28 protein-coding genes, 1 pseudogene and 1 riboswitch are annotated in these 26,577 nt (G+C 64.0%); of the genes and pseudogenes, 16 read left to right on the plus strand and 13 right to left on the minus strand.

Annotated features, from left to right (window positions below; translation table 11 throughout):
• The first annotated feature begins 33 nt into the window (after positions 1–33).
• The gene (locus RQ479_RS26835; RefSeq protein WP_376702999.1) at positions 34–843 is read left to right on the plus strand and encodes an alpha/beta hydrolase; all 810 of its coding nucleotides are present in this window, start codon (positions 34–36) and stop codon (positions 841–843) included.
• 1 nt (position 844) lies between these two features.
• Here the strand turns inward: RQ479_RS26835 and RQ479_RS26840 are convergent, their stop codons facing one another.
• Positions 845–1,147 (minus strand): BolA family protein, encoded by a 303-nt coding sequence (locus RQ479_RS26840; protein WP_376703000.1) that lies wholly within the window; start codon positions 1,145–1,147, stop codon positions 845–847.
• 133 nt (positions 1,148–1,280) lie between these two features.
• On the opposite strand from RQ479_RS26840, the gene RQ479_RS26845 reads away from it, so the two are divergent.
• The 6 genes and pseudogenes from RQ479_RS26845 to RQ479_RS26870 all read left to right on the plus strand — a co-directional run bounded on the left by RQ479_RS26845 (position 1,281) and on the right by RQ479_RS26870 (position 6,987).
• Entirely contained in the window at positions 1,281–1,910 is a 630-nt protein-coding gene (locus RQ479_RS26845) for a J domain-containing protein (RefSeq protein ID WP_254816626.1), read from the plus strand.
• 123 nt (positions 1,911–2,033) lie between these two features.
• A pseudogene (gene cobS, locus RQ479_RS26850) lies at positions 2,034–3,019 on the plus strand (cobaltochelatase subunit CobS).
• Positions 3,020–3,030: 11 nt separating this feature from the next.
• Entirely contained in the window at positions 3,031–4,929 is a 1,899-nt protein-coding gene (cobT, locus tag RQ479_RS26855) for a cobaltochelatase subunit CobT (RefSeq protein ID WP_352468692.1), read from the plus strand.
• Positions 4,926–5,951 carry an esterase-like activity of phytase family protein gene (locus RQ479_RS26860; RefSeq protein WP_376703001.1) on the plus strand — a complete coding sequence of 342 codons (1,026 nt, stop codon included), beginning with the start codon at positions 4,926–4,928 and terminating at the stop codon, positions 5,949–5,951. The genes cobT and RQ479_RS26860 overlap by 4 nt, the downstream gene beginning before the upstream one ends.
• Before the next feature lie 185 nt (positions 5,952–6,136).
• The gene (locus tag RQ479_RS26865) at positions 6,137–6,505 is read left to right on the plus strand and encodes an ArsR/SmtB family transcription factor (RefSeq protein ID WP_376703002.1); all 369 of its coding nucleotides are present in this window, start codon (positions 6,137–6,139) and stop codon (positions 6,503–6,505) included.
• A complete protein-coding gene (locus RQ479_RS26870) occupies positions 6,502–6,987 on the plus strand; it encodes an SRPBCC family protein (RefSeq protein ID WP_376703003.1) in 486 nt (161 codons plus the stop codon). The genes RQ479_RS26865 and RQ479_RS26870 overlap by 4 nt, the downstream gene beginning before the upstream one ends.
• Before the next feature lie 55 nt (positions 6,988–7,042).
• Here RQ479_RS26870 and RQ479_RS26875 read toward each other — a convergent pair whose 3' ends face one another.
• From RQ479_RS26875 to rpmB, 3 genes are all read right to left on the minus strand, one after another.
• A complete protein-coding gene (locus RQ479_RS26875) occupies positions 7,043–7,714 on the minus strand; it encodes a spermidine synthase (protein ID WP_376703004.1) in 672 nt (223 codons plus the stop codon).
• An 83-nt stretch (positions 7,715–7,797) separates the two neighbouring features.
• Positions 7,798–8,478, minus strand: coding sequence for a queuosine precursor transporter (locus RQ479_RS26880; RefSeq protein ID WP_376703005.1), 681 nt, complete (start codon positions 8,476–8,478; stop codon positions 7,798–7,800).
• An 82-nt stretch (positions 8,479–8,560) separates the two neighbouring features.
• On the minus strand, positions 8,561–8,857 hold the full coding sequence (gene rpmB / locus RQ479_RS26885; RefSeq protein WP_292664929.1) for a 50S ribosomal protein L28: 297 nt from the start codon (positions 8,855–8,857) through the stop codon (positions 8,561–8,563).
• Positions 8,858–9,470: 613 nt separating this feature from the next.
• Here rpmB and RQ479_RS26890 point away from each other — a divergent pair.
• From RQ479_RS26890 to RQ479_RS26900, 3 genes are read left to right on the plus strand one after another with little or no spacing between them, the layout of a single operon-like run.
• Positions 9,471–10,262 (plus strand): DUF3108 domain-containing protein, encoded by a 792-nt coding sequence (locus RQ479_RS26890; protein ID WP_376703006.1) that lies wholly within the window; start codon positions 9,471–9,473, stop codon positions 10,260–10,262.
• Positions 10,263–10,303: 41 nt separating this feature from the next.
• Entirely contained in the window at positions 10,304–11,209 is a 906-nt protein-coding gene (locus RQ479_RS26895; RefSeq protein ID WP_376703007.1) for a DMT family transporter, read from the plus strand.
• A complete protein-coding gene (locus RQ479_RS26900) occupies positions 11,206–11,877 on the plus strand; it encodes a lysoplasmalogenase family protein (protein ID WP_376703008.1) in 672 nt (223 codons plus the stop codon). Before RQ479_RS26895 ends, RQ479_RS26900 begins: the two co-directional genes overlap by 4 nt.
• A 4-nt stretch (positions 11,878–11,881) precedes the next feature.
• Here RQ479_RS26900 and RQ479_RS26905 read toward each other — a convergent pair whose 3' ends face one another.
• Both RQ479_RS26905 and gloB read right to left on the minus strand, forming a co-directional pair.
• The gene (locus tag RQ479_RS26905) at positions 11,882–12,310 is read right to left on the minus strand and encodes a cupin domain-containing protein (RefSeq protein ID WP_352910310.1); all 429 of its coding nucleotides are present in this window, start codon (positions 12,308–12,310) and stop codon (positions 11,882–11,884) included.
• A gap of 21 nt (positions 12,311–12,331) precedes the next feature.
• Positions 12,332–13,099, minus strand: coding sequence for a hydroxyacylglutathione hydrolase (gene gloB / locus RQ479_RS26910; RefSeq protein ID WP_376703009.1), 768 nt, complete (start codon positions 13,097–13,099; stop codon positions 12,332–12,334).
• A gap of 98 nt (positions 13,100–13,197) precedes the next feature.
• On the opposite strand from gloB, the gene RQ479_RS26915 reads away from it, so the two are divergent.
• The 3 genes from RQ479_RS26915 (at position 13,198) to RQ479_RS26925 (ending at position 16,814) form a co-directional block, all read left to right on the plus strand.
• Positions 13,198–13,968, plus strand: a complete 771-nt coding sequence (locus tag RQ479_RS26915; protein WP_352910313.1) for a methyltransferase domain-containing protein — start codon at positions 13,198–13,200, stop codon at positions 13,966–13,968.
• A 130-nt stretch (positions 13,969–14,098) separates the two neighbouring features.
• Positions 14,099–15,931, plus strand: a complete 1,833-nt coding sequence (locus tag RQ479_RS26920) for an ABC transporter ATP-binding protein/permease (protein ID WP_352467537.1) — start codon at positions 14,099–14,101, stop codon at positions 15,929–15,931.
• 76 nt (positions 15,932–16,007) lie between these two features.
• Positions 16,008–16,814: a DUF1194 domain-containing protein gene (locus RQ479_RS26925; RefSeq protein ID WP_376703010.1), complete on the plus strand. Its 807-nt coding sequence runs from the start codon at positions 16,008–16,010 to the stop codon at positions 16,812–16,814.
• A gap of 18 nt (positions 16,815–16,832) precedes the next feature.
• Here the strand turns inward: RQ479_RS26925 and RQ479_RS26930 are convergent, their stop codons facing one another.
• From RQ479_RS26930 to RQ479_RS26950, 5 genes are all read right to left on the minus strand, one after another.
• Entirely contained in the window at positions 16,833–17,858 is a 1,026-nt protein-coding gene (locus RQ479_RS26930) for an RNA polymerase subunit sigma-70 (protein WP_376703011.1), read from the minus strand.
• A gap of 52 nt (positions 17,859–17,910) precedes the next feature.
• The gene (locus RQ479_RS26935; RefSeq protein WP_376703012.1) at positions 17,911–18,657 is read right to left on the minus strand and encodes an SDR family NAD(P)-dependent oxidoreductase; all 747 of its coding nucleotides are present in this window, start codon (positions 18,655–18,657) and stop codon (positions 17,911–17,913) included.
• A gap of 251 nt (positions 18,658–18,908) precedes the next feature.
• Positions 18,909–19,160, minus strand: a complete 252-nt coding sequence (locus RQ479_RS26940) for a hypothetical protein (protein WP_352467541.1) — start codon at positions 19,158–19,160, stop codon at positions 18,909–18,911.
• A gap of 223 nt (positions 19,161–19,383) precedes the next feature.
• Positions 19,384–19,998 carry a methionine biosynthesis protein MetW gene (metW, locus tag RQ479_RS26945; protein ID WP_376706022.1) on the minus strand — a complete coding sequence of 205 codons (615 nt, stop codon included), beginning with the start codon at positions 19,996–19,998 and terminating at the stop codon, positions 19,384–19,386.
• A 115-nt stretch (positions 19,999–20,113) separates the two neighbouring features.
• Complete coding sequence (locus tag RQ479_RS26950; protein WP_352467542.1) at positions 20,114–21,283, minus strand: homoserine O-acetyltransferase; 1,170 nt, start codon at positions 21,281–21,283, stop codon at positions 20,114–20,116.
• Between the two features lie 92 nt (positions 21,284–21,375).
• A riboswitch (SAM riboswitch) is annotated at positions 21,376–21,453 on the minus strand.
• Between the two features lie 137 nt (positions 21,454–21,590).
• Between RQ479_RS26950 and hisC the strand changes: the two genes are divergently transcribed.
• Both hisC and RQ479_RS26960 read left to right on the plus strand, forming a co-directional pair.
• Entirely contained in the window at positions 21,591–22,700 is a 1,110-nt protein-coding gene (gene hisC, locus RQ479_RS26955; RefSeq protein ID WP_376703013.1) for a histidinol-phosphate transaminase, read from the plus strand.
• A gap of 6 nt (positions 22,701–22,706) precedes the next feature.
• Entirely contained in the window at positions 22,707–23,642 is a 936-nt protein-coding gene (locus RQ479_RS26960; protein ID WP_352467544.1) for a prephenate/arogenate dehydrogenase family protein, read from the plus strand.
• Between the two features lie 237 nt (positions 23,643–23,879).
• Here RQ479_RS26960 and RQ479_RS26965 read toward each other — a convergent pair whose 3' ends face one another.
• Positions 23,880–24,881: a DUF2125 domain-containing protein gene (locus RQ479_RS26965; RefSeq protein WP_376703014.1), complete on the minus strand. Its 1,002-nt coding sequence runs from the start codon at positions 24,879–24,881 to the stop codon at positions 23,880–23,882.
• A gap of 114 nt (positions 24,882–24,995) precedes the next feature.
• Here RQ479_RS26965 and RQ479_RS26970 point away from each other — a divergent pair, with 114 nt between their 5' ends.
• Positions 24,996–25,529 (plus strand): gamma-glutamylcyclotransferase, encoded by a 534-nt coding sequence (locus tag RQ479_RS26970; RefSeq protein ID WP_376703015.1) that lies wholly within the window; start codon positions 24,996–24,998, stop codon positions 25,527–25,529.
• 20 nt (positions 25,530–25,549) lie between these two features.
• Here RQ479_RS26970 and RQ479_RS26975 read toward each other — a convergent pair whose 3' ends face one another.
• On the minus strand, positions 25,550–26,530 hold the full coding sequence (locus RQ479_RS26975) for a zinc-binding dehydrogenase (protein ID WP_352467547.1): 981 nt from the start codon (positions 26,528–26,530) through the stop codon (positions 25,550–25,552).
• Between the last annotated feature and the right edge of the window lie 47 nt (positions 26,531–26,577).

The raw sequence follows: 26,577 nt of genomic DNA on the forward strand, positions 1-26,577 counted from the left end.
CACCTTGTGGCAGCCGTGGGCAGTCAGGAGTTTATGACAATCGATCGGCGAAGCCTGCTTTTGGCGTCGATGGCGGCGCTGCTGCCGGGACAGGCCGCGGCGGCATTGCGGCTGCGTTCGCCGTCGCCCGAAACCTTCGACTATGGGCCGGCCAAGCTCGACATCTATTCCCGCGACGGCGCAAACGGCCTGCCGGTCGTTTTCTTCGTCCATGGCGGCGCCTGGCGGGTCGGCAACCGCAACAATGTCAACTCCAAGCCTGGTTTCCTGCTCGACAATGGCTTCTGCTTCGTCTCGATCGACTACCGGATGTTGCCCGAGGCCGACGTCGCCACCCAGGCGGCGGATGTCGAACTGGCCTATCGTTACGTCCGCGCCAACATCGCCAGGCATGGCGGCGATCCGGACCGGATCGTCGCCATGGGCCATTCGGCCGGCTGCCATCTCGTCGCATTGACCGGGCTGCGCGGCGGCCTGCCGGGCGTCGCGGCGCTGGTCCTCGACGACACCAGGGCTTATGACCTGGAGGCCTTGGCCAGGAGCGGCGGCATGGCAGGGGTCTACGCACGCGCCTTTCCCGATCCGGCGCAGTGGCGCGCGCTGTCGCCTGTCACCTACGTCGAAGGCCGCAAGCACCCGCCAACCTTCATCGCCCATTCGCGGGCGAAGGCCCGCGCGGCGGACGCGCAGGCCTTCGCCGGGCGTCTGAAGGCCACCGGAACCAGGGTCACGCTGTTCGACGGCAGCGCCTATTCGCACATGTCGATCAATCGCGACTTCGGCACCGACGGCGATGCGTTGACCGCAGCGGTGATGATGTTCCTGAGGGCGAGCCTCGGCTGAGTTACCAGCGCGTCGTTTCGCCGGGCGCCGCCGGCTCAATCGCCAGGGCATGCACGCCAGCCTTCAATTCCTCGGCCAGCAGATCGTTGACTGCGCGGTGACGTTCGACGCGGCTCATGCCGGCAAAGGCGGGGGCGACGATGCGGACGCGGAAATGCGTTTCGCCGGCGCCGTCGAAGGTGGCGTGATGGCCGGAATCCACATGATGATGCCCGGCATGGAGATGGCTTTCGTTGATGACGTCCAGCCGTTCCGGCGAAAACGCCTTTTTCAGTTTATCTTCCATCGTTGCCTGTATGGACATCGCCGCTTCCCTTCACCACATCTATGTCATCGCACAAAATTCGCCATTCGCCGGTTTTATGCCGCGATTCAGCGGTTAGAGCGATCATCGCGAAAATGTCAATTCTTGTTTCGCATCCGCGAACAGCCCATAAATGGGTGAGATGAAGCCGTACCCAAAATATTTCGAGAAGATTCGCATCCGCCCGGAGAAGGACGCGGAGCTGAAGTCGCGTTCGCCGATCTGCCAGTGGGATGGCTGCAAGGAGGCCGGTACCCACCGCGCCCCGGTCGGTCGGATGAAGGAAGGCGAGTATTTCCAGTTCTGCTTCGACCATGTGCGCGAGTACAACAAGGGCTTCAATTATTTCTCGGGCGTTCCCGACACCGAGATCGCCCGCTTCCAGAAGGAAGCCATGACCGGCCACCGGCCGACCTGGAAAATGGGCGTCAACGGCGCCTCGACACGCTCCTCGCCCGACTTCGCCCAGGCGCGCTCCGGCCGCGCCGGCTACTACAATCGCATGCGCGATCCCTTCGACCTGTTCAAAGGCCCGAAGGACCCGCGCGAGGCACGCGAGCGCAAGGCCAAGCCGCTTGAGGCCAAGGCACTGGAAACGCTTGGCCTTGATACAAAGGCAAGTGGCAAGGATATCAAGGCGCGCTATAAGGAACTTGTGAAACGCCACCATCCGGATGCGAATGGCGGCGACAGAGGTTCGGAAGACCGGTTCCGCGATGTGCTCCAGGCGTATCGCGTGCTCAAGCAGGCAGGTTTGTGCTGAGCGACCCTACGGTTCGTGTCGCTTTCCAACTTTCATAAGGTTGGAAAAGGCTCTAAGACCGCCCCCGAACAAAATCGATTGCCGGCGAAACGCGGCGTTTCGCTTGTGGAGACGTTGATAGAGATGAACAAGGTCGATCGCGACATCGCCAACCTGCCCGACACCACGGTGTCGGTGAAGGAGACATTCGGCTTCGACTCCAAGATGGTGGTGCCAGCCTATTCGGTGACGAGCGAGCATGTCCCCGACATCGATCCGGACTACCTGTTCGACAAGAACACGACCATGGCGATCCTCGCCGGCTTTGCCTATAACCGCCGGGTCATGGTGTCGGGCTATCACGGCACCGGCAAGTCGACGCATATCGAGCAGGTCGCCGCCCGCCTCAACTGGCCCTGCGTGCGTGTCAATCTCGACAGCCATGTCAGCCGTATCGACCTCGTCGGCAAGGACGCCATCGTCGTCAAGGACGGGCTGCAGATCACCGAATTCCGCGACGGCATCCTGCCCTGGGCCTACCAGCACAATGTCGCGCTGTGCTTCGACGAGTACGATGCCGGCCGCCCGGACGTGATGTTCGTCATCCAGCGCGTGCTGGAATCGTCGGGCGGCTGACGCTGCTCGACCAGAGCCGGGTCATCCGCCCGCACCCGGCCTTCCGGCTGTTTTCGACCGCCAACACGGTTGGGCTGGGCGACACCACCGGCCTCTACCACGGCACCCAGCAGATCAACCAGGCGCAGATGGACCGCTGGTCGATCGTCACCACGCTGAACTATTTGCCGCACGACAATGAGGTGAACATCGTGCTGGCCAAGGCCAAGCACTATCGCGATGGCAAGGGCAAGGAGATCGTCAACAAGATGGTGCGCGTCGCCGACATGACGCGCTCGGCCTTCATCAACGGCGACCTGTCGACGGTGATGAGCCCGCGCACGGTCATAACCTGGGCCGAGAATGCCGAGATCTTCGGCAATATCGGCATGGCGTTCCGGCTGACCTTCCTCAACAAATGCGACGAGCTGGAACGCTCGCTGGTCGCCGAGTTCTACCAGCGCGCCTTCGGCGAAGATCTGCCGGAGAGTGCCGCCAACGTGGTGCTGGGCTAAGCAGAGTCTCGATGGCGGGTCCGGGCGACAACACGCGAAACAAATCCAAGACCGGCGCTGAGAACGACAGCTTCAAGCGCGCCGTCACTGTCTGCATGCGCGCCATCGCCGGCGACAAGGATCTCGAGGTCGGCTTCGCCAAGGATCGGCCGGCGCTGGCCGGCAGCCGCGCCCGGCTGCCGGAATTGCCGAAGAAGGCATCGAAGGCGGATATCGCCATTACCCGCGGGCTCGGCGATTCCATGGCGCTGAAGCGCGCCTGCCACGATGCGCGCATCCACACCAGGCTGGCGCCGGAAGGCAAGCAGGCCCGCGCCATCTATGACGCGGTCGAGCAGGCCCGCGTCGAGGCGATCGGCTCTCGCGCCATGCAGGGTGTCGCCGACAATATCGGCTCGATGCTCGAGGACAAATACGCCAGGGCCAACCTCGTCGACGTCAAGGACAAGGCCGACGCGCCGATCGAGGAAGCGCTGGCGCTGATGGTGCGTGAAAAGCTGACCGGGCGCACTGCGCCGAAGAGCGGCGAACGGCTGGTCGATCTCTGGCGCCCCTGGGTCGAGGAAAAGGCCAGCGCCGACCTCGACGGGCTGTCGGCAAAGCTCGACGACCAGCAGGCTTTCGCCCGCGTCGTGCGCGAGATGCTCGCCTCCATGGAGATGGCCGAGGAGCTCGGCGACGACCAGGAGACGGAAGACTCCGAGGACAACGACGAAAACCAGCCGCAAGGCGAGGAGCAGAGCGAGGAGGGCGGCGAAGACGATTCCGGCTCCGAGCAGTCGCAATCCGAGGATACCGAGGCATCGTCCGACGACGAGCAATCGGCCGAGACGGAAGCTTCCGACGCCACCGCCGAGGATCTCTCCGACGATGACGACGCGGATGCGGAGACGCCCGGCGAGGCGCGCCGCAACGACAACCCCTTCACCAATCTGCCGAAAGAGATCGACTACAAGGTCTTCACCACGGCCTTCGACGAGACCGTAGGCGCGGAGGAACTGTGCGAGGAGGAGGAGCTCGACCGGCTGCGCGCCTTCCTCGACAAGCAGCTCGCCAACCTTTCCGGCGTCGTCGGGCGGCTGGCCAACCGGCTGCAGCGCCGCCTGATGGCGCAGCAGAACCGCTCCTGGGATTTCGACCTCGAAGAGGGCTATCTCGATCCGGCGCGGCTGGTGCGCGTCGTCATCGACCCGATGCAGCCTTTGTCCTTCAAGCAGGAGCGCGACACCAAATTCCGCGACACGGTGGTGTCGCTGGTGCTCGACAATTCGGGTTCGATGCGCGGCCGGCCGATTACGGTCGCCGCCACCTGTGCCGACATCCTGGCGCGCACGCTGGAACGCTGCGGCGTCTCGGTCGAAATCCTCGGCTTCACCACCCGCGCCTGGAAGGGCGGGCAGGCGCGCGAGAAATGGCTGAAGGAAGGCAAGCCGCCGAACCCCGGCCGGCTCAACGATCTGCGCCACATCATCTACAAATCCGCCGATCATCCGTGGCGGCGGGCGCGCCGCAATCTCGGGCTGATGATGCGCGAGGGGCTACTCAAGGAAAACATCGACGGCGAGGCGCTGCTGTGGGCGCACAACCGGCTGATCGCGCGGCCGGAGCAGCGCAAAATCCTGATGATGATCTCGGACGGCGCGCCGGTCGACGATTCGACGCTGTCGGTCAATCCGGGCAATTATCTCGAGCGGCATCTGCGCGCCATCATCGAGCTCATCGAGACGCGCTCGCCGGTCGAGCTTTTGGCCATCGGCATCGGCCACGACGTCACCCGCTATTATCGCCGCGCCGTCACCATCGTCGATGCCGAAGAGCTGGCCGGCGCCATGACCGAACAGCTGGCCTCGCTGTTCGCCGAGGAAACCGTGCGCGACACGCGGCGCGGCGGCATGCGGCGCGCCGGATGATTTTTTCCCGCGGCGGCTTTTGGCAGAAGCTTTTGGCCGCCATTGCGTTGTTAGGCATCAGTTTGGCGCCGGCTATCGCTGCCGGCCCGGCCTCGGTCGAGCCGGCCGAAATCTCGGCACGGCCGATCAGCGAATTCCATATCGGCCAGCCGGACAAACAGTTCGGGCCGCTCGAATTCGTCGGCGGGCTCGAAATGACCTCGCCGACGCGCGATTTCGGCGCGCTGTCGGCGCTTCGGTTCCTCAAGCCCGGCAGCGATTTCATCGGCGTCGCCGACACCGGCTTCTGGTTCTTCGGCACCCTCGTCCACGATGCCGACAAGCGGCCTTCCGGCATCGAGAATTTTCGCATGCAGCAAATGGTCGATGCGGCCGGCCAGCCGATCGACGAGAAATGGGCGGTCGATGCCGAAGGCCTCGCGGTCCAGGACGGCATTGCCACGGTCGGTTTCGAGCGCGATCACCGTATCGCAGAGTTCAAGATCGATCCGGACGACATGAAGGCGCCGTTCAAGCAATTGGACTTCCTGATCCCGGCCGGGGAACTTCGCCGCAATCGCGGCTTCGAGACCGTCACCCGCGCCCATCCTTCCGGACAGCACGCGGGCGGACTGGTCGTGGTGTCGGAAAAGAGCCTCGACAAGGCCGGCAACATCTTTGCCGCGATCGTCGAAGGGCCGCACAAGGGCGTCTTCACCGTCAAGCGCAATGGCGATTTCGACATCACCGACGGCGCCTTCCTGCCGGACGGCGACCTGTTGCTGCTGGAGCGCAGTTTTTCGATGGCCCGCGGCGTCAAGATGCGGCTGCGGCGCATCTATGGCGAAAGCGTCGAGAAGGGCGCCGTCGCCGACGGGCCGGTGCTGCTTGAAGCCGACATGGGTTACCAGATCGACAACATGGAAGCGCTCGACGTCTGGACCCGCGACGACGGCGCGCTGATCGTGTCGCTGATGTCCGACGACAACCACTCGATCCTGCAGCGCAACCTCTATCTGGAATTCATCCTGCACGAGGATTGACGCGCGATCGGCCATTGACCGGCTGACGGCGATGCTGGCGTTTCCGCGCCGTTTCGCAGCTCGTGTAATTTCCCTTGGCAATGCCCCCTGGCAATAACCTGCGGGTTCCAGCCAGATTCGCCGCCTGCAAAAAACACTTTAGTCAAGACTTGACAATTTGTGCCATCGAAGGGACACTCAAGTCCATGCTTAAGTATTCCGAGATCGACAGCATCCTGCGAGCTCTTGCCGAGCCGACGCGCCGGGCAATCCTGGAAAGGCTGAGCCGCGGGCCGGCCACCGTCAGCCAGCTGGCGGAGCCGTTCGGCATGACCTTCGCCGCCGTGCTCCAGCATCTCCAGGCGCTGGAAGCGTGCGGGCTGATCCGCAGCGAGAAGGTCGGACGCGTGCGCACCTGCCGGATCGAGCCCGGCGGGCTCGCCCCGCTCGCCGACTGGATCGCCGCGCGCCGCACGCCGGCCGAACGCCATCTCGACCGTCTCGGCCAGATCCTGGCGGAGACTGACCAACCGAACGCAACACTCCACGGCCAGGAAAAGGACGACAAGAAATGAACCAGATTGCCCCGGTTAACGACGAGCGCTCCGTCATCCATTCGACCTTCACAATCGAGCGGACCTATCCGCAATCGCCCGAGCGCGTCTTCTTCGCCTTTGCCGACAAGGCGACAGTACGGCGTTGGCGCGTCGACGGCGACGGCTTCACCATCGCCGAATTCACCTTCGATTTCCGTGTCGGCGGCGGCGAGGTCTCGCGGTTCAGCCATCAGGGCGGCCCGGAGATCAGGCTCGATGCGCAGTTCCAGGACATCGTCCCCGACCGGCGCATCGTATTTTCCTACCGGATGGCGGTCGGGCCGCAGCCGCTGTCGGCGTCGCTCACCACTGTCGAGCTTGCACCCTCCGGCGACGGCACCCGCCTGACCTATACCGAACAGGGTGCGTTCTTTGATGGTGTCGATTCAGCGCAAGGGCGCGAAGAGGGCACACGCGGGCTGCTGCAGGCGCTCGCCGCCGAGCTTCAGAATGCGCAGTAGTAGGTGTCGGCATGCCGGGCGGAGCCCAAACAGCAATCCGCCCGAATTGCTTCCGCTATGCTTTGCTTGCCAGCCAGACGACGTGACGGGCGCCGCGCTTGCCGTGAGCCCGCGCCTTAACCTCGTCGACCGTGAAGCCCGCCTGCTTGAGCCTTCGGGTGAAACCTGCGTCAGGGCCCTGCGACCAGACCGCCAGCACACCGCCGGGCTTGAGAGCTGCTCTCGCGCTGATCAGGCCGGCTGCGCTGTAGAGCGCATCGTTGGCCTTGTAGACGATGCCTTCGGGGCCGTTGTCGACGTCGAGCAGGATCGCGTCCCAGGCCGATGCTTGCGATCGGATGAGCTGACCGACATCGGTCTCGCGAATGCCGACGCGCCGGTCGTCAAGACAGCCGTCGAAAACCTCGGCCATCGGGCCGCGCGCCCACGTCACGACCGCCGGTACCAGTTCGGCAACGGTGACCTTCGCATCGGCGCCAAGCTCGGCCAGCGCCGCGCGCAAGGTAAAGCCCATGCCGAGGCCGCCGATCAGGATGCTTGGGTTCAGGCGGCCGGCAATCCTTTGACAAGACAGTTTCGCCAGCGCCTCTTCGGAACCGCTGAGCCGGCTATTCATCAGCTCGTTCGCGCCAAGCATGATCGAGAATTCGCCGCCGCGCCGCTTCAGGCGGAGTTCCTGTCCGCCGTCAGGCGTTTTTGCCGAGTCCAGTTGAAGCCAGGGGATCATGCTCGATAGTCTTCGAGCATGATCTTGTCCGAAAACCGGTTCCCACTTTTCGCTAACGCGGACCTTCGGTTCGGGATCATGCTCTATGCCGCCAGTGCCGGCTGGCTCCAGCGGGCGGCAAGCAGCCGGTAGGGGATCAGGGCCACCACCGCTATGACCAGCTTGACGCTGAGATCGCCGAGCGCCCAGGATATCCAGCGCATCGTCTCGACCGGCAGCACGCCCATCAGCGGCGCGGTCTCCAGCGCAAAGCCGTCGTTCGGCCCGGCGAAGGCGAAAGCCGCCGCAAAGGCGACGGTGAAAAACACCACCGTATCGAAAACGGAGCCGACCAGCGTCCCGACGATCGGCGCGCGCCACCAGCTCTGCCGGCGCAGCCGGTTGAACACGGTGACGTCGAGCAATTGCGCGGTAAGGAAGGCGGCGCCCGACGCCGCGGCAATGCGCACCAGCCGGTCGGCGGCGGTCTCGAATTCGATCAGGCCATGGCGAAACAGCAGCGGCGGGATGACGATCGAGCAGACCACCGCTGTCATGAAGCCGACAAAGACGATCCTGCGCGCCACCGCCGGGCCGAAGCGGCGGTTGGCGAGATCGGTGACCAGGAAGGAGAACGGATAGGTGAAGGCGCCCCAGGTCAGGATGTCGGCCAGCGACAGCCCGCCGATTGCACCCTGCATCGGGAACTGCACGAGGATGTTCGAAGCCACGACGACGAGTGCCATGGCCGCCACGAAGGGCAGGTACCGCGAGAGGAAAATCATTTTTTTATCCTGGGTGATGGAACCAGCGGAACGCGATCCGGAACCCCGGTCACGCCCTGGAAGGCGGCTGCCGCCGAAAAACTCAGGCGGCCGGCTGTTCGGCGAGCTTCTTGGCGATCTGCTTCTTCAACAGGCGAGCGCGCTGCGACAATTCCTTGGCGTCAGCCTTGACCAAGAAGGCATCGAGGCCGCCGCGATGCTCGACCGAACGCAGCGCGTTGGCCGAAATGCGCAGGCGCACATTCTGGTTCAGCGCTTCCGAGATCAGCGTCACATTGACGAGATTGGGCAGGAAGCGACGCTTGGTCTTGTTGTTGGCGTGGCTCACATTGTTGCCGGACATGACTGCCTTGGCAGTGAGTTCGCAGGTGCGGGACATGATACTAACCTTCGGTTCTCGGTCCTGGCCAAACATTCGACCCGCGCCGGGTGGCGCGCGGTTTCGGTCAGGCGGCCTTATGGAAAAAGTTGGCGTTCCATAGTTGCATTTCGCCGATGCGTCAAGCTTGGGGTTGCTTCGGGGATGGGGAATCGCACTTTCGGAGGAGGTGCCGTCGGAGACGCTGCCGATCTCCCCCTTGCGGGGGAGATGGCCGGCAGGCCAGAGGGGGGTGCTGTCCCTCCGACTTTAGCACCGTTGCAGCCAAAACTCTCGGCACTGGGAGGATAAAGCTGAACCTTGGCCGATCCGTCACACCCCCCTCTGCCCTGCCGGGCATCTCCCCCGCAAGGGGGGAGATGGGCAAATTCGTCGAGGGCGCCACATTTTGTTCTTGCTTTGTGCCGGCAGCTATGCTACTAATTCCGATATGGTGCCAAATGGCTCCAACGACCCGCCCGCCGAGGCGGGTTTTTATTTTGGCGGTCGACCAGCCCCAGCGTTTCCTGCCGACGCCGCCCTTCACATTAAGGCCGGAATTCAGCCTATAAACGGTCGCACAGGGACATGCCAGACCGGAGCCGCCCGTCCGGTCGACAATCAAGGACCCGCCATGCCTCGTTCTTTCCTCCATGCCCTGATCGTGTTGGTGGCCGTCGTGCTGTCGACGACGGCTTCGACCGCAGAGCCGCAATCCTTCACGGGCGAGTATTCGGTGTCGTTCCTCGGCCTCTCCGTGGCCAAGGCGAAATTCTCCAGCGATTACGAGGGCGACACCTATTCGATCGAGGGCAGCGTCTCCGCCGCCGGGCTCGCCACTTTGTTCGACGATACGCGAGGCACGATCTCGTCGAAGGGCAAGATTTCGGGCAAGCAGTTGCAGCCGCAAGCGTTCCACGCCGACTACACGTCCGGCAAGAAGGCATCGATGATCGACATCCAGTTTGCCAACGGCGTCGTCACCTCGACCAAGGTCGTGCCTGAGCCGAAGAAGCGCAATCCCAACAACTGGATACCGCTGGTCGGCAGCGATCTCGTATCCGTCCTCGATCCGATGGCCGCGACCGTCATCCATGCCGACAGCCTCGACCAGGTCTGCGGGCGCACGGTGAAGCTCTATGACGGCGAAATGCGTGCCGATCTGAAACTGACCTACGAGTCCAAAGGGTCGATCTCGGTGACCGGCTACGAGGGCGATACGGTCACCTGCAGGCTTGGCTTCGAGCCGGTGGCCGGCTATCGCAAGAACCGCAAGGCGCTGAACTACCTGAAGAAACGCAGCCGCATCATGGTGACGTTTGCACCGGTCGGCCAAAGCGGCGTATATGCGCCGATCCGCGCCACGGTCAGCACCCAAATCGGCCCGTTGACGATCAGCGCGGAACGGTTCGAAGCGAACGAATAGGCGTGATGGTGCGCCGCCAACGGGGCACGGGGGCGACGGACATGGCGCGCGCAACACTGATCGGCTTCTCCGCGGTTGCCATGTGGGCGCTGCTGGCGCTGCTTACGGATGCTTCGGGCGCCGTGCCGCCGTTCCTGCTTTCGGCAATCACCTTTACGATCGGCACCTGCGTCGGGCTGTTTGCCCGGCTGTTGATGCCGGCAGCCGACGGCGCCGCGAAGATGCCGCGCCAGGTCAAAATACCACGCAAAGTCTGGGCGATCGGCATTGCTGGCCTGTTCGGCTACCACTTTTTCTACTTCACCGCGCTGCGCAATGCGCCGGCCGTCGAGGCCAGTCTGATCGCCTATCTGTGGCCGCTGCTGATCGTGCTGGGATCGGCGCTGATGCCTGGCGAGCGGCTGGCCTGGAACCATATCGTCGGCGCGCTGCTCGGCCTTGCCGGCACGGTCCTGATCGTCACCAAGGGCGGCGGGCTTGCCTTCGATGCGCGTTATGCCTTCGGCTACGCCATGGCCGCCGTCTGTGCGGTGCTGTGGTCGTCCTATTCGCTGTTGTCGCGGCGCTTCCCGTCGGTACCGACCAGCACCGTCACCTGGTTCTGCGCCGCCACCGCGGCCCTTTCGCTCGTCTGCCATCTGTTGCTTGAACAGACGGTGCTGCCCGACGGCGCCGGCCAGTGGCTGGCCGTGCTCGGCCTCGGTCTGATGCCGGTGGGGGCGGCGTTCTATGCCTGGGACATCGGCGTCAAGCGCGGCAACATCCAGGTGCTGGGGGCGGCGAGCTATGCCGCGCCGCTGCTGTCCACCCTGGTGCTGATCGCCGCCGGCTTCGCCGAGCCGTCATGGCGCATCCTCGCCGCCTGCGTGCTGATCACCGGCGGCGCGGCACTGGCGGCGAAATCGCTGTTCCTGCGCAAGAGGGCCACGAGCGAGGCAAACGCATGATGCCGTTTCCCGGCGGCATCGATGCCAATGCCAATGCGACGCTGGTATTTTCGCTGGCGGCGGCGGTGATTTACGCGTTCAGCCTCGGCATGCGGCCGCGTCTTTCGCAGTCGGCGGCAAGGACATTGGCGGTGGCGATGCTGGCGGTGCTGGTCGTGCAGCAGGGCGGCCCATGGCTGCTCGTCGCTGCGCTCGGCGTCAGCGCCGTCGGCGACGCCTTCCTGTCGCGCGACGGCGAGAAGGCATTTCTTGGCGGCACGGCCAGTTTTCTTGCCGCGCATGTGCTTTACGTCGTGCTGTTCCTGCGTGCCGGCGGCGGCCTCGGACTGCTTTCGGCCGAGCCATGGCGGGCAGCGATCGTGCTGGCGATGGTCGTGTCGGTGCTGGCCATGCTTTTCGCGCTCCGGCGCCGCGTCGGCCCCGCCTTGCGTTTGCCGATCGGTGTGCATGCCGCGGCACTGCTTGCCATGAGCATTGCGGCGCTCACCCTGAACAGCGTCTGGGTCGTCGTCGGCGTCGTCCTGCTCATCCTGTCCGACGGGCTGCTCGCCGCGGAAAAGTTCCTGCTGCCCGCCATCTCGCCGCATCGCATTTGGGTGCGCCATGCGGTCTGGGCGCTGTATTACGCCGGCCAGCTCGCGATCACACTGGGTTTCCTGCTGGGCTAGGTGCCTAGGGCGTGCCCGGCAGCCAGCCTGGTTCGGCCAGTTCGAAGGCGGCGAAATCGAAGCCCGGCGCCACGGTGCAGCCGACCAGGGTCCATTCGCCGAGGCTGCGTGCCGACTGCCACCAGCCTGCCGGCACGACGATCTGCGGCCGCTCGCCCGCGGCAAGCGCCGTACCGAGGACCTCCTCGATGACGGGACCGCCTTCTCGATGTATCGACAGCGCCAGCGGCGCGCCGTCATAGAAGTGCCAGACCTCGGCCGCGTCCCTGACCCGGTGCCAGGCCGACAATTGGTCCTTCTCCAGAAGGAAATAGATCGCCGTCGAATGGCCGCGGGCGCCTTCCGCCCCGTCGCGAAAGGTCTCGGCATACCAGCCGCCTTCCGGATGCGGCTTCAGGCCGAGCAGGGCGATGATTTCGGCGGAACTGGTCATGACCCTAGCTCCTGGCGCCGCTCAGAAATTGTCCTTGCGCTTGCGAATCTCGGCGAACACTTCGGCGTCGGAGGCCTTCTCCAGGCCGAGGTGCCTGCGGATCGCCGGATCGTGCCAGCGCAGGAACGGATTGGTCGACAGTTCCTCGCCGATCGTCGTCGGCAGCGTCGGCTTGCCGTCGGCGCGCAGCGCCTCGATTTTCGCGGCGCGCTCTTTCAGCGCCGAATTGGTCGGATCGATGGTGAGCGCGAAACGGGCATTGGCCAGCGTATATTCATGACCACAGTAGACGACCGTGTCGGCTGGCAGCGCCGCGAGCTTTTTCAGGGATTCGTACATCACCGGCGGCTTGCATTCGAGCAGCCGCCCACAGCCGAGCGCAAACAGCGTGTCGGCGGCGAATGCCACTTTCGACGCCGGCAGGTGATAGGTGACATGGCCGGCGGTATGGCCGGGTGTGGCGATGACCTCGATCCGCTCGTCGCCGAGGCGGAGGACCGAGCCTTGCTCGACGGTTTCGTCGATGCCGGGAATCTTTGCCTTTTCGGCTTCCGGCCCGACGATGCGCAGCTTGAAACGCTCCTTCAGCGCCAGATTGGCCTCGACGTGGTCGAGATGGTGGTGGGTGGTCAGGATCATCGTCGGCGTCCAGCCGGTGCGCTTGATCGCCGCCAGGATCGGCGCCTCCTCGGGTGCGTCAATGAGCGCCGTCTGGCCGCTTTTCGGATCATGCACCAGCACGCCGAAATTGTCGCTGCGGCACATGAATTGTTCGATCTCGACCGGCATCATATCTCTCCCTTTATTGCCGCAGACATAGGGCGCCTGCCAGCCGATGTCATCTGCCTTTGTTGAACTTGGACTGCTTCGAAGCTACCGTTCCGCGCATGCATTCAGACATTGTCGACCTCCGTTCCTTCTATTCGACCACGCTCGGCCGCCTGGCCGAACGCTCGATCACCATGGCGCTGTCCTCGATATGGGCCATCGTGCCCAACGAGCGGCTGGTCGGCCTCGGCTACACCTTGCCGTGGCTGGAGCGCTTCGGCAGCGATGCCGAGCGGGTCTTTGCCTTCATGCCGGCAACGCAGGGCGCGGTGGTCTGGCCGGCGACGGGGCCGACGGCGACCGCGCTGGTCTTCGACGAGGAGCTACCGCTGGTCGATTCCTGCATCGACCGCATGCTGCTCGTCCATTCGCTCGAACATGTCGAGAACCCGCGCGAGACGCTGAACGAGATTTGGCGGGTGCTGTCGCCGGCCGGCCGTGTCGTCATCGTCGTGCCCAACCGGCGCGGCGTCTGGGCGCGCTTCGAGCACACCCCTTTCGGCAATGGCCGGCCGTTCTCGCGCGGCCAGCTGACCGAATTGCTGCGCGAAGCGAATTTCACGCCGGCGGCGTGGTCCGATGCGCTGTTCTTCCCGCCGTCGCCGCGACGTTTCATGATGCAGTTCCACAATGTGCTGGAACGTGCCGGCCGGCGCTTCTGGCCGATCTTCTCCGGCGTCATCGTCGTCGAGGCGCAGAAGCGGCTCTATCAGGGCGTGCCCGTGGCGCAGCGCGCGTCCCGCCGCGTCTTCGTGCCGGTTCTCTCGCCGCATGGCGCGCCGACGCTCGGCCGGGCGTTGCGGGCTAAACACCCGGCGCCGCCAAGATGACGCGTTCGTGATCCGAGGCAGGCTTTTTCTCACCTATCTGTCGCGGACGGGTTGGCTGCCCGATTGAAGGCATACGCGGTCGATTCTATGACCGGGTTTCAGCGCCGCTTTCGAATGCAAGGATCCACTCATGGCTGATCATCCGGATGTCGAGGCCAGCGCCCAGAAGCTTGCCACCTCGATCGAAGCCAGCAGCCTGCGTGAGCAGCTGGCCGCGATCAAATTGGCGCTCACCACCTCGCCGGTGCGAAAGCAATTGTTTTGGGCCGCAATCGGCATCGTCGCCGTCATTGTCGCAACCTCGGTCGGGCAGGTTCTGCTCAATCGCTGGAACCAGCCGTTCTTCGACGCGCTGGCGCGGCGCGACATGCCGGCCTTCCTGCATCAGCTTCTGGTCTTTGCGGCAATAGCCGGCGGGCTGCTTCTGTTTAACGTGGGCCAGACCTGGCTCGACCAGATGCTCCGCCTCAAGCTGCGCGAGGCGCTGACGCTCGACCTGATCGGCGAGTGGATGCGGCCGGCGCGCGCCTTCCGGCTGGCCCATGCTGGCGCCATCGGCGTCAATCCCGACCAGCGCCTGCAGCAGGATGTCGCGCATCTGTCGGATCTTTCCACTGGCCTCGGCATCGGCCTGCTGCAGTCCTGCATCCTGCTTGCCTCGTTCGTTGGCGTCCTGTGGTCGCTGTCTTCCGGCTTCGTCTTCCACATAGGCGGCCATTCGCTGGCCATACCCGGCTACATGGTCTGGGCGGCGATCCTTTATGCTGGCACCGCCTCCTGGTTGAGCTGGCTGGTCGGGCGACCGCTGATCCGCTTCAACAACGATCGCTATACGCGTGAAGCGGAGCTGCGCTCCTCGGTGGTTCGCGTCAACGAGAATGTCGATGCCATCGCGCTGGCGCATGGCGAGGCCGATGCCAGGCGCCGGCTCGAATTCGATCTCGGCATGGTGCTGGGCGCCATGCGGCGCATCTACAGCGCCCAGATCAATCTTTCCTGGGTTACCGACACCTATGGCTGGATCACTGTCGTCGCGCCGATCCTGGTCGCCTCACCGGTCTATTTCGCCGGCGATATCAGCTTTGGCGGCTTGATGATGGCAGTCGGCGCTTTCAACCAGGTTCATTCCTCGCTGCGTTGGTTCATCAACAATATCGGCGGCATCGCCGATTGGCGCGCCACGCTGATGCGGGTCGCCGACTTCCGCATCGCGCTCGGCGACACCGACGCGCTGCACGATACGGAAAGGCGCATCGCCTTCGGCGAAAACCCGGACGGCAGTCTCACCTTCGAGAAACTTGAGATTGCCTCGCCGGAAGGATGCACCAAGCTTGCCGAGCCGCATGTTGAAATCCGCGCCGGCGACCGCGTCATGATCACCGGAGATCCGGGCGCCGGCAAGACGCTGTTCTTCCGCGCCATTGCCGGTTTGTGGCCATGGGGCAGCGGCCGCATCGGCATGCCGGCCGGAGAAGCGCCGATCTTTGTTCCGCGTACCCCCTATTTCCCGCTCGGCAAGCTGCGCGAGGTGCTCAACCATTCAGACGGCGCGGCGGAGGCGAGCGATGCCGAGATTTCGGAGGTGCTGGCCGATGTCGGGCTGCAGCGCCTGTCGTCCTCGCTCGATCGCTCGGCGCGCTGGGAGCGTGAACTCAGCGACGACGAGCAGCGTCTGCTGGCCTTTGCCAGGCTCGCCTTGCGACGGCCGAAATGGGTGATCATCGACGAGGCGCTGGACGCGTTCGACGGCCCGACGCTGAGGCAAGTGCTGTCGATGCTGGAGAAGCGCCTTCCCGACGCCGCGATCCTCAATATCGGCCGCGGCCAGCACAATGCCCGCTTTTTCCGGCGGGCGTTGACCATCGTCAAGGATGCCGGCCAACCGCCACTCAAGCCGGCCCGTATCAGGGCAGGTGCCATCGAACCGCCCCCGGCTATCGCCTCGGCCGGCCGAAAGAAATAGAAGGCAAGCTTTATTTCGCCGCGATCGCGGCGAAAAACTGTCGCGATCGTTTCAGATGGGAACGTTCCGATCGGCCATGCTTGACGCTCTCACCCTGCTCGCCTGCCTTGCCTGCACCCCGGCGGCACCTGCGGCCACGCCCGCCAATGCAATTGCCGTCGATGTCGAACTGGTGCTGGCCGTCGACATCTCGCAGTCGATGGATGAAAGGGAGTTTGCCCTGCAGCGCGCCGGCTATGTCGCGGCGCTGCGCCACCCCGACTTCATCAACGCCGTGCGTGCCGGCACCTCCGGCCGCATCGCCATCGCCTATTTCGAATGGGCCGGCACGATCCGCGACGATGCGGTCATTGCCTGGCAGGTCGTCGACAGCAAGGAGAGCGCCAACGCTTTCGCCGACAAGATCGCGGCCCGCCCGTTCAGGAGCTTTCGCGGCACCTCGATTTCCGGTGCAGTGGCCTTCGGCGCCGAGCTTTTCAACGGCACGGCCTTCGCCGGCAAACGCCGCGTCATCGACGTTTCGGGCGACGGCCCAAACAACACCGGCTTGCCGGTCACAACGGCACGCGATGCGGCGCTGGCGAAGGGCATCGTCATCAACGGCCTGCCGATCCTGATCAGCCCGTCACCTACCTTCAGCCATCTCGACCGGTATTATGCCGAATGCGTTACCGGCGGGCCGGGCTCGTTCGTGCTGCCGATCTACGCGGCTTCCGAATTCGCCACCGCCACTCGCCGCAAACTGATCCTCGAGGTCAGCGGCATCGAGTATCCCAAGGTGGATCCGAGGACGATCCGCATCGACGCACCGATCGACTGCCTGCAAGGCGAGCGCGACCGGCGGTTTTTCTCGGACCCATATTTCCCGGAACTTGACCGATGAGGCTGGCCCAGGGGTAGGCTAGGCTGGTGGCAGGCCGAAGGCCGGGAACAGAGATGGCCCGAGCGGCCCTATGAAGATCGTCAAGGAAGCGATCCCGCCCTCGACCGCGTCGAACACATGCAGGGAATGGGCCCGCCATTCAGGGCCATCGTGGCTGCGGGAATAAACCCCGACCGCCGGCTGGGCATTGGCCCGGGTGGCCAGCGTGCGGAAGCCGCCGAACCTCGGCCAGACGGTCTCGAAGAAACCGCGGATCGCTTCGCGGCCTTGATACCATTCGCGCCAGGGCGGCATTGTATAGATGGCGTCCTCACGCAGAAGCTCGATCAAGCTGTCGAGATTGGCGGCCTGCCATGCCTGCATGTAGCGTTCGAGCAGCAGGCCTTCTTCGGGGCTGGGCCGTGATCGGCTGGCCGGCCGTCCCCGAGGATAGCGTGCCGCCAGCGTTGCGCGGGCCCGTTGCAGCGCGCTGTTGATCGAAGCCGTCGATCCGCCCAGCAAACGCGCCGCCTCGACAGCCGACCATCCGAGGACGTCGGCAAGCAGCAGCGCGGCGCGCTGTCTGGGCGGCAGATCCTGGATCGCGGCGACGAAGGCGAGCTGGACGGCCTCGCGGCTCTCGTAACGGGCTTCCGGACCTGGCTCGCTGCCGGCAATGTCTGGAAGCTCCGCGTCGGGGTAGGGCTCCAGCCAGGCGACCTCGGCTACAGGCCCGCCCATGGCCGCCCCGTGCGAGGGCGGCCGTCCGGGTTCCCGGAGAATGCGATGCGCCCTCGACCTCGCCTTGATGGCGTTGAGGCAAGCGTTGGTCGCAATCATGTAGAGCCAACCGCGAACCGAACCTCGCCCGTCGAACTCCGATCTTGCGCGCCAGGCGCGAAGCAACGTGTCCTGGACGAGGTCGTCCGCCTCGTGCAGCGAACCCATCATGCGATAACAATGCAGCTTGAGCTCGCGGCGATGCGCCGCCGTGACCTTCTCGAAGGCCAGCCGATCGAGGATCGGCTGGCGTGCTGGCTCCAGAGGTGGCTGAGCGTCTGTCATGCTACTTTCGGGCGGCATCCGGGTTCCGGGTTAGGTTCGCATTACGCGCGCCTCAGGCGGCCGGTGCAAGGCCGCTCCCGCTCACCATGAAGGAACTGCCTTGCGGTTGGCCGGTGGCGAGCGCGACCACCGCCCGTCCGACATCGGCCGGCGTTTGCATGTCGGTCATGGCGGCGATGAAGTCCGCCGGCTGGATGCCCATATAGGCCGAGACGCTGTCGACGCCGGCCTTGCCCACGCCGGTTTCCGGCATGATTCGCATCGGCGCGAGCGCCATGAAACGCAGGCCGAGGCCAAGCCGATCGGCCTCCTTCTGGCTATGACCGGCCAGGAACATCTGCATGCGTTTTGCGCCGGCATAGCCGCCGGCGTTCGGTGGTCCGCCGGTCAAGGCCGCGCCGCTGGAGATCAGAACGATCCGGGTTCCCGGCTTGAGCGGACGCCGCAGAGCGGCACGGCAAAACAGGAACGACGCCTTGACGTCCGTGTCCCAATTTGCGGAGAACGCCTTCCAGTTCTGTTCATGCACGGGCGCGGAAGGCGCCAGCGCACCTGCACAGATCACCAGCACGTCCGGCTCCAGCGCGGCGAAGACCTTATCGGGGGCGGAGTCCACCGTCGCATCGACCGCGAGCGTCTTCACGCCCGAGACCTCCCAGGCAAATTGCGCCAGGGCCTGTTTTCCGCGGGCGACGGCCAGCACCGTCGCTCTCTCCTTGAGGGCGGCCTCCGCGATCGAGCGGCCGACCCCACGGCTGCCTCCGACAACCACGACATTCTGATTTCGCAACGATCCCATGGATCACCTCTCTGTTCCCGGCCGCCGGACCATCCAGGCGCGCTCATCGATAAGGACAGCGCAGGCGAGGAGAAATCATCGGTGCTGGTCGGAAAAGTCTCTCAGGTGACAGGCAGGCCTCCCGCAAAGCCGCGAAGGCTGCGCGTCGTCTTGCTTGAATAGAGGAGGAGCGGCTAAGGGCAGCTTCTATTTCTATGGTGTCGCCGTTTGGCCGGCGGCACCGAATTTGGATCGCGTCCGCATCATCGGCTTCACCGCCCCTGCAGCACCTTGATCGCGTTGGACATGTCGCCGTGCGACAATGCAGCGAGGTAATCCGAGTAGTTGATCCTGCCGTTCGCGAAGCCGTTCATCAATCGCGTGCAGAACGTGTGTTCCAATCCGGCATCCGGGACGTTCATGAGCGCAGCGAGGTTTGCCCTTTCAACCTTGCCGAACCGCATCTTGAACTTGGTCATGCACCGCTGGATCGCTTGTCGTTTCAGCGCCGGGCTGCCGCTCAACGCGACTTGTCCATTCTGGAAATCGGTCTTCGATGTCGTGCATCCGGAGATCAAAGCGACCGATATCAAAGCTGTCGCTAATATTATTGTCTTCATTGCTTCCCCCAAACCAACCGATAGACCCTGTTAAAGCAACAAAAACTGCCGGGCAACTTCATTGGATGGGAAATTGAAAATATGGTTTCTTGCGCAGATGGGGGATCGTTGCTTCTGCCTGTCAAACCTATCGTTTCAGCAGAAATACCGCCTGCTGGCCGAAAAGATTCCAGAACCACCACGGCATGGAGAAGCCGATCCGCTGGCCGTTGGCGTCGAGCGCGGTTGCCTTTTCCACCGTCGCGCCAAGCTCGTCGCACAGATTGACGAAGTCGCGAATGGTGCAGAAATGGATGTTGGGGGTGTCGTACCAGGAATAGGGCAGGTCCCTGGTCACCGGCATGCGGCCGTTGAAGAGCAGCGAAAAGCGCACCCGCCAGTGGCCGAAATTCGGGAATGAGACGATGGCGCGGTTGCCGATCCTGAGCAGTTCGTCGAGCACCAGCTTCGGATTGCGGGTCGCCTGCAAGGTCTGCGACAAGACGACAAAGTCGAAGCCCTTATCGGGATAGAATTGGAGATCCTTGTCGGCATCGCCCTGGATGACCGACAGGCCGCGCGACACGCATTCGTTGACGCCGCGCTGCGACAGCTCCAGCCCGCGGCCATCGACCTTCTTGGTCTCCTGCAGCAATTCGAGCAGCAGGCCGTCGCCGGAACCGACGTCCAGCACCCGCGACTGCGGCGGGATGAGATCGGCGACGACTTCGAGGTCGACGCGCTGGGCGCGGTTGACGCTCATGCGTTCGGCTCCTGCCTGGCGCATGATCCTGATCCGAAAAGTCTGCCACTTGTCGGGGTCATGCGCTGATGCCTGGCGCATGGTCCTGATCCGAACAGCCTGCAACTTTTCGGGGTCATGCGCCGAGCCCTCTCGCCCGCGCGGCCGAGGCGATGAAGCCTCTGATGGCGGCGAACAGTTCCGGCTCGTCGAGCAGGAAGGCGTCGTGGCCGCGGTCGGTCTCGATCTCGACGAACGAGACCGAAGCGCCGGCCGCGTTCAGCGCGTGGACGACCGAGCGGCTCTCCTCGGTCGGAAACAGCCAGTCGCTGGTGAAGGAGACCAGGCAGAAGCGCGTCTTGGTGCCGGCGAAGGCATCGGCCAACCGGCCGCCATGGTCGGCGGCGAGATCGAAATAGTCCATCGCCCGGGTCATGTAGAGATAGGAGTTGGCATCGAAGCGGTCGACGAAGGTCATGCCCTGATGGCGCAGATAGCTCTCGATCTGGAAGTCGGCATCGAAGCCGAAGGTCAGCGCTTCGCGGTCCTGCAGGTTGCGGCCGAACTTGCGGTGCAGCGCTGCTTCGGACAGATAGGTGATGTGGGCGGCCATGCGCGCCACCGCCAGCCCCTTTTCCGGCCGCTTGCCATGCTCGAAATATTTGCCGCCATGCCAGTCGGGGTCGGCCATCACCGCCTGCCTGCCGACCTCGTGGAAAGCGATGTTCTGCGAAGAATGGCGGGCGCCGGTGGCGATCGGCAGCGCCGAAAAGACGCGCTCGGGATAGCTGGAGGCCCATTGCAGCACCTGCATGCCGCCCATCGAGCCGCCTAGCACGCTGAACAGCTGTTCGATGCCGAAATGCTCGACCAGCATCAGCTGCGCCCGCACCATGTCGCGGATGGTGATGATCGGCAGGTCGAGCCCGTAGGGCTTGGCGGTGGCGGGATTTGTCGAGGCGGGGCCGGTGGAGCCGAGACAGCCGCCGATGACGTTTGACGAGATGACGAAGAAACGGTCGGTGTCGATGATCTTGCCGGGGCCGATCAGCACTTCCCACCAGCCCGGCTTGCCGGTCACTGGATTGGTGTTGGCGACATGCTGGTCGCCGGTCAGCGCATGGCAGACGAGGATGGCGTTGGAGCGCGCATCGTTGAGCGTGCCATAGGTCTGGTAGGCGATCTGGAACGGCGACAGCAGCGTGCCGGCGTCGAGCTTGAGCGGCTTGTCGGCGCCGAAACGCAACACCGGGCTCGACGGCTGGTCGGCCTCGTTGTTGGTTTTTCTAGCGCGCAAAGCGACCATCACATCTCCTTGCCCGGACTTCAGCTGCCGCCAGTCTGGAGCAACAACCAGTCAGGGCAACAAAAAACCGGCCATGCCTTCGCAAAGCCGGTTACAAGATGCAAACGGCCCTTTAGCAAGTTGTTTAACGTGGCTGCAAGCCGACCGGCCAAATCACCACGGAACTTTCGCTGCTCTTCTAGGACTGACGCATGGCTTCGTCAACGGCAAGTTCTTGATCCGAATTGCCGCCCCTCGACATTCCGGGCCACGGCTTGTATTTCCGCTGCGGCTTCCGGATGGAGGCACTCTCGACGGATTTCATGAAATGAGCCAGACACCGGATCAGACACGTCCAAGGCCCCGCGCCGGCATCATGGACATCGAAGCCTATGTGCCCGGCAAGAGCGCGGCGCCTGAAGGTGTCGCCAAGGTCCATAAATTGTCGGCGAATGAGAACCCGCTCGGTCCTTCGCCAAAGGCGATAGAGGCCGCGCGCGCGGTCGCCGACAAGCTCGCGGTCTATCCCGACGGCAGCGCCAGGCGCCTGAGGGAAGCGATCGCCGAGGTGCACGGGCTCAACCCGGCGAACATCGTCTGCTCCAACGGCTCCGACGAGATCCTGGGCCTGCTTGCGCAGACCTACCTCGCACCCGGCGAGGAAGCCATCATCACCGAACACGGCTTCATGGTCTACAAGATCTACATACAATCGGCCGGTGCCGTCCCGGTAACGGTCAAGGAGACCGATGAACGCGCCGATATCGATGCGATCCTCGCCGCGGTGACGCCGCGCACCAGGATCATCTTCCTTGCCAATCCAAACAATCCAACCGGCACCTACGTGCCGTTCCAGGAGGTGCGCCGCCTGCATGCCGGCCTGCCGCGAAACGTGCTTCTGGTGCTGGATGCAGCTTACGCCGAATATGTCCGGCGCAACGACTATGAAGCCGGCGTCGAGTTGGTGGGCAGCGCGGAAAACGCGGTCATGACCCGCACTTTCTCCAAATTGGGCCTGGGCGGGGCGCGGATCGGCTGGATGTATGCGCCAATGCACGTCATCGACGCGATCAACCGCGTGCGGGGACCCTTCAACGTCAATGCGACGGCGATCGAAGCCGGCATCGCGGCGATCCGCGACCGCGCCCACATCGAACGCAGCGTCGCGCATAACGCGACCTGGCTGGCTTGGCTGAGCGAGCAATTAAGCGGGCTTGGGCTGCGGGTGACGCCGAGCGTCGGCAATTTCATCCTCATCCACTTTCCCGAGGACAAAAAGCATTCGGCGGCGGCGGCCGACGACTACCTCAGCCGGCGCGGCTACATATTGCGGCGCGTTTCCGGCTACGGTTTTCCCAACGCGCTGCGCATGAGCATCGGCACCGAAGAGGCCAATCGCGGCGTTGTCGCAGCACTCGCGACATTCCTGAAAAGCTAGAATACCATGACCTCACCTATGTTCGAAAAGATCGCGCTGGTCGGCATCGGCCTGATCGGCTCGTCGCTGGCCCGCGTCATCCGCCGCGAGGGGCTCGCCGGCCAAGTCGCGATTTCGACGCGCAGCGAAGCGACGTTGGCACGCGCGAGGCAACTCGGCCTCGGCGACATCTACACGACGGACGCAAAAGAAGCGGTTCGCGACGCCGATCTGGTCGTCGTTTCGGTGCCGGTCGGCTCTTCGGGTACCGTCGCCGCGGAGATCGCACCGGCGCTGAAGAAGGGCGCCATCCTCACCGATGTCGGCTCGACCAAGGCGTCGGTCATCGCGCAGATGCAGCCGCATGTCCCTGATGGCGTGCACTTCATCCCCGGCCATCCTTTGGCCGGCACCGAAAAATCGGGACCGGATGCCGGTTTTGCCGAACTGTTCGAGAACCGCTGGTGCATCTTCACGCCGCTACCCGGCACCGATCCCGCGGCACTGGAAAAGCTCTCGGAATTCTGGCGCCGCAGCGGCTCCAACATCGACACGATGGACCCGCAGCATCACGACATGACGCTGGCCATCGTTTCGCACCTGCCGCACATCATCGCCTACAACATCGTCGGTACCGCCGACGATCTGGAGTCGGTGACCAAGTCCGAGGTCATCAAATACTCGGCTTCCGGCTTTCGCGACTTCACCCGTCTCGCGGCGTCCGACCCGACCATGTGGCGCGACGTCTGCCTGCACAACAAGGACGCCATTCTCGAAATGCTGGCGCGGTTTTCCGAGGATCTGTCCTCGCTGCAGCGGGCGATCCGCTGGGGCGACGGCGAAAAGCTGTTCGACCTGTTCACCCGCACCCGCGCGGTCCGCCGCTCGATCATCGAGGCCGGCCAGGACATCGACGTACCGGATTTCGGCCGCCAGGCAGTCGAACACCCGCCGAAGGGATAAGCCGCGGCAAGCCGATCGCAGGCCGGACCGCCCTAGAACGGTTCATCGTTTCGCGGAAACGCCGAGCCGCTCTATCTTTTTGTTTTGACGCAATTCCGGACGGAAAACCGTTCACACTTTTCCTGGAATTACTGTAAAGCGCGTCGCGTTCGACCGGCCTCATGTGACGCGCTTTAGGTTCTTGTTTTGATGCATGTCGTTGTCGCAAAACCGCTGCACACTTTTGCGCGACATGCATTAGTCGAGCGGCTTGATCTTGCCGAGCGGGATGAAGCCGAGCGAGGCCTTGCCCCTGACGATCTTAAGCGGCATCGACGGCTGGTTGCCGAGCAGCGCCAGTCCGGCAAAGCCGGTTTGGATCTCTTTCTTCTGCTCGGGGATGGCGGTGGCGAGGATTGCCGCCACGGCCTTCGGATCAGTGAGCTTGATCGTCAGGTCGGCATTTATGAGACCGTCGTCATCGACCGACAGCGGTCCGGAAACGGTGATGCGCGCAGTTCCGGACGACAGATCGAGCTCGTGGATTTCGGCCGCCTGGCCGCGCAGGCTCTTCGGATTTGCCTTGATCAGCGTCAGGACGTTCTTCAGCGTCACGTCGCCGCTGCCGTCGAGCGGCGGCAAGACGCGTCCGTCGATGGCCGCCGCGTCGATTTCGAGATCGGTGAAATTGCCGGCATAGTCGATGTCCGGGCCGTTTGGGCGCAATTGTCCGGTGGCGGTTCCGGCGCTGAACAGCGAGACGGGATCGGTGTCGTCTGCCGGATCGGTCTGGCCGGACAGGCCTTCTGCCTGCAGCGAGAGGCGCCTCGGCAGCGGCCAGGACAGCTTCATTTCGGCCCGCAGATTATCCCAGTCGATCCAGAGCGGGGTCATGCCGGGAACAGAGGTCCTGAGTGGCCCCCTGAGCTCGGCGGCAGGCGACAAAAGCCGGGTGATCTGCGTGGCGGCGTTGATCTTGCCTGTCGATGCCGCGACGTTGTGGCGGTCGTCCTCGTAAGCCAGACTGTCGCAGGAAAAGGTGAAGCTGAAGGGATAGCCCCTAACCGCGAGATTGGCGCACTCGGCCTTGATACCGTTGTCGTCGAGATCGGCGACCGCCTTGTCGGTCGCGCTCTCGACCAGGTCCGCCAGGTAGAACCAGCCGGCGCTGTAGATGCCGAACAGCACGAGAATGAAAGCGGCAAGCCACAACAGGCGGCGACGTTGGCTGGGCGGCGGGCGCTCGTCACTTGACGTCATGCTGCGGCTTTCGTTAACGCGGGTGGCACGGGCGGGCTGTCGCTTGCGGCAACAACAGGTAGACGGACTGAAACACCACCGGTGGGGTGGTTCGTCACAATCAGGCTTGGCGATATGGGCGATTTTTGGGTTTTTGGCTACGGCTCACTGATCTGGCGGCCGGGATTCGCGCATGTCGAGACGCGGCGTGCCCGCCTGCATGGCTACCGCCGTTCGCTCTGCGTCTATTCCTTCGTGCATCGCGGCACGCGCGAACGGCCGGGCCTGGTGCTCGGCCTCGACCGCGGCGGCTCCTGCATCGGGCTGGCGTTCCGGGTTCCAGGCGAGCTGCGCAACGAGGTCATCACCTATCTGCGCGAGCGCGAACTGGTCACCGACGTCTATCTCGAACGTGTGCTCAGCGTTCGCCTCGACAAGAGTGAAACGGATGGGGGCGAGATGGTCGAAGCCGTCGCCTATGTCGTGGACCGCAGTCATGAGCAATATGCCGGTGCGCTCGACCCGGCCGAGGCGGCGACCGTCGTTCGCGGCGCCGTCGGCCTGTCGGGGAGGAATGAGGATTACGTGCTCAGCACGCTGGAGCACCTCGAAGCACTGGGTATAAGCGATCACTGGCTGGAAGACGTGACGAGACGGATCGCGACGTAGCTTCGGTGTCGTGGCCTGGGCTATATCCTGAAAATCTGTTTTCCAAGATCGGCGCGATCCAGGCTGTTTGCCACGGCAAGCTTGAACTCGGTCAGCGCGTGGAGACCGCCGACAGGAACGTGGAAGCCCGGCTGGCCGAAGATGTCGATGATCTCGCGTAGGACAGGCCGGTCGGCTTCGGCCGGCGGCGAAAAGAAATAGCGATAGATATTCGCCCTGATCTCGACGCCGCTCAGCAACACATCGAAATTGTGCAGTTCGAAGCGCTCGGCACTCATGCCGCCATTGATCACCATCTGCCCGCCGAGCGCCAGGGTGCGGATCAATTCGCCGCTGACAGGTCCGCCGACATTGTCGATAATCCCGTTCAATCCGGCGCCGCCGGTGATATCCATCACCGCTTCCCGGATACTTGCCTTCAAGTCCGAAAGGTCAAGAATGGCAGCGGCGCCAAGCGTTTTCAGGTCGAAGCTTTGGTGCGAGCGCCGCACAAGCGCGATGACGTTGATGCCGCGTCGTTGGGCGAACTGCATCACCATTGTCGAAATCGACGAATAGCCGGCCGTGACAGCCAGCCACTGGCCGGGCCGCACACCGGAATCCACCAGCAGATCCCACGCGGTAATGGGGTTCACCATCTGCCCGGCGCGTTCGACAGGATAGCCGGCAGGCAACGGGATCAGCCAGTCGGCGGGAATGGCCGCGTACTCGGCCCAGCTGCCATAGTAGCTGAACGCGACAAGCGTGCCCGGTTCCAACCGGACGTTTGCGCCAACGGCTTCGACGATGCCGGCACCATGGTTTCCGGCGATCTGCTGGGGAAAATGCGGCTTCTTCGGTTCGGGATAGAGGTTCTGGATAAACAGGAAGTCGCCCGGATTGATCGAGGCCGAGACCATCCTGAGCAGCACATCGTCGTCGCCGATCCGCGGCATCGGCAGGTCATCCACATAGAGCACGTCGCGCGGCGAGCCGATGGCGTCAAATACAATTGCTTTCATGCCGGTCTCCATAACAAACGATCGGGGGCAAACAGTCTGGGCCCGGC

The organism is Mesorhizobium sp. ISC25, from assembly GCF_042295465.1.
GTDB lineage: Bacteria > Pseudomonadota > Alphaproteobacteria > Rhizobiales > Rhizobiaceae > Mesorhizobium.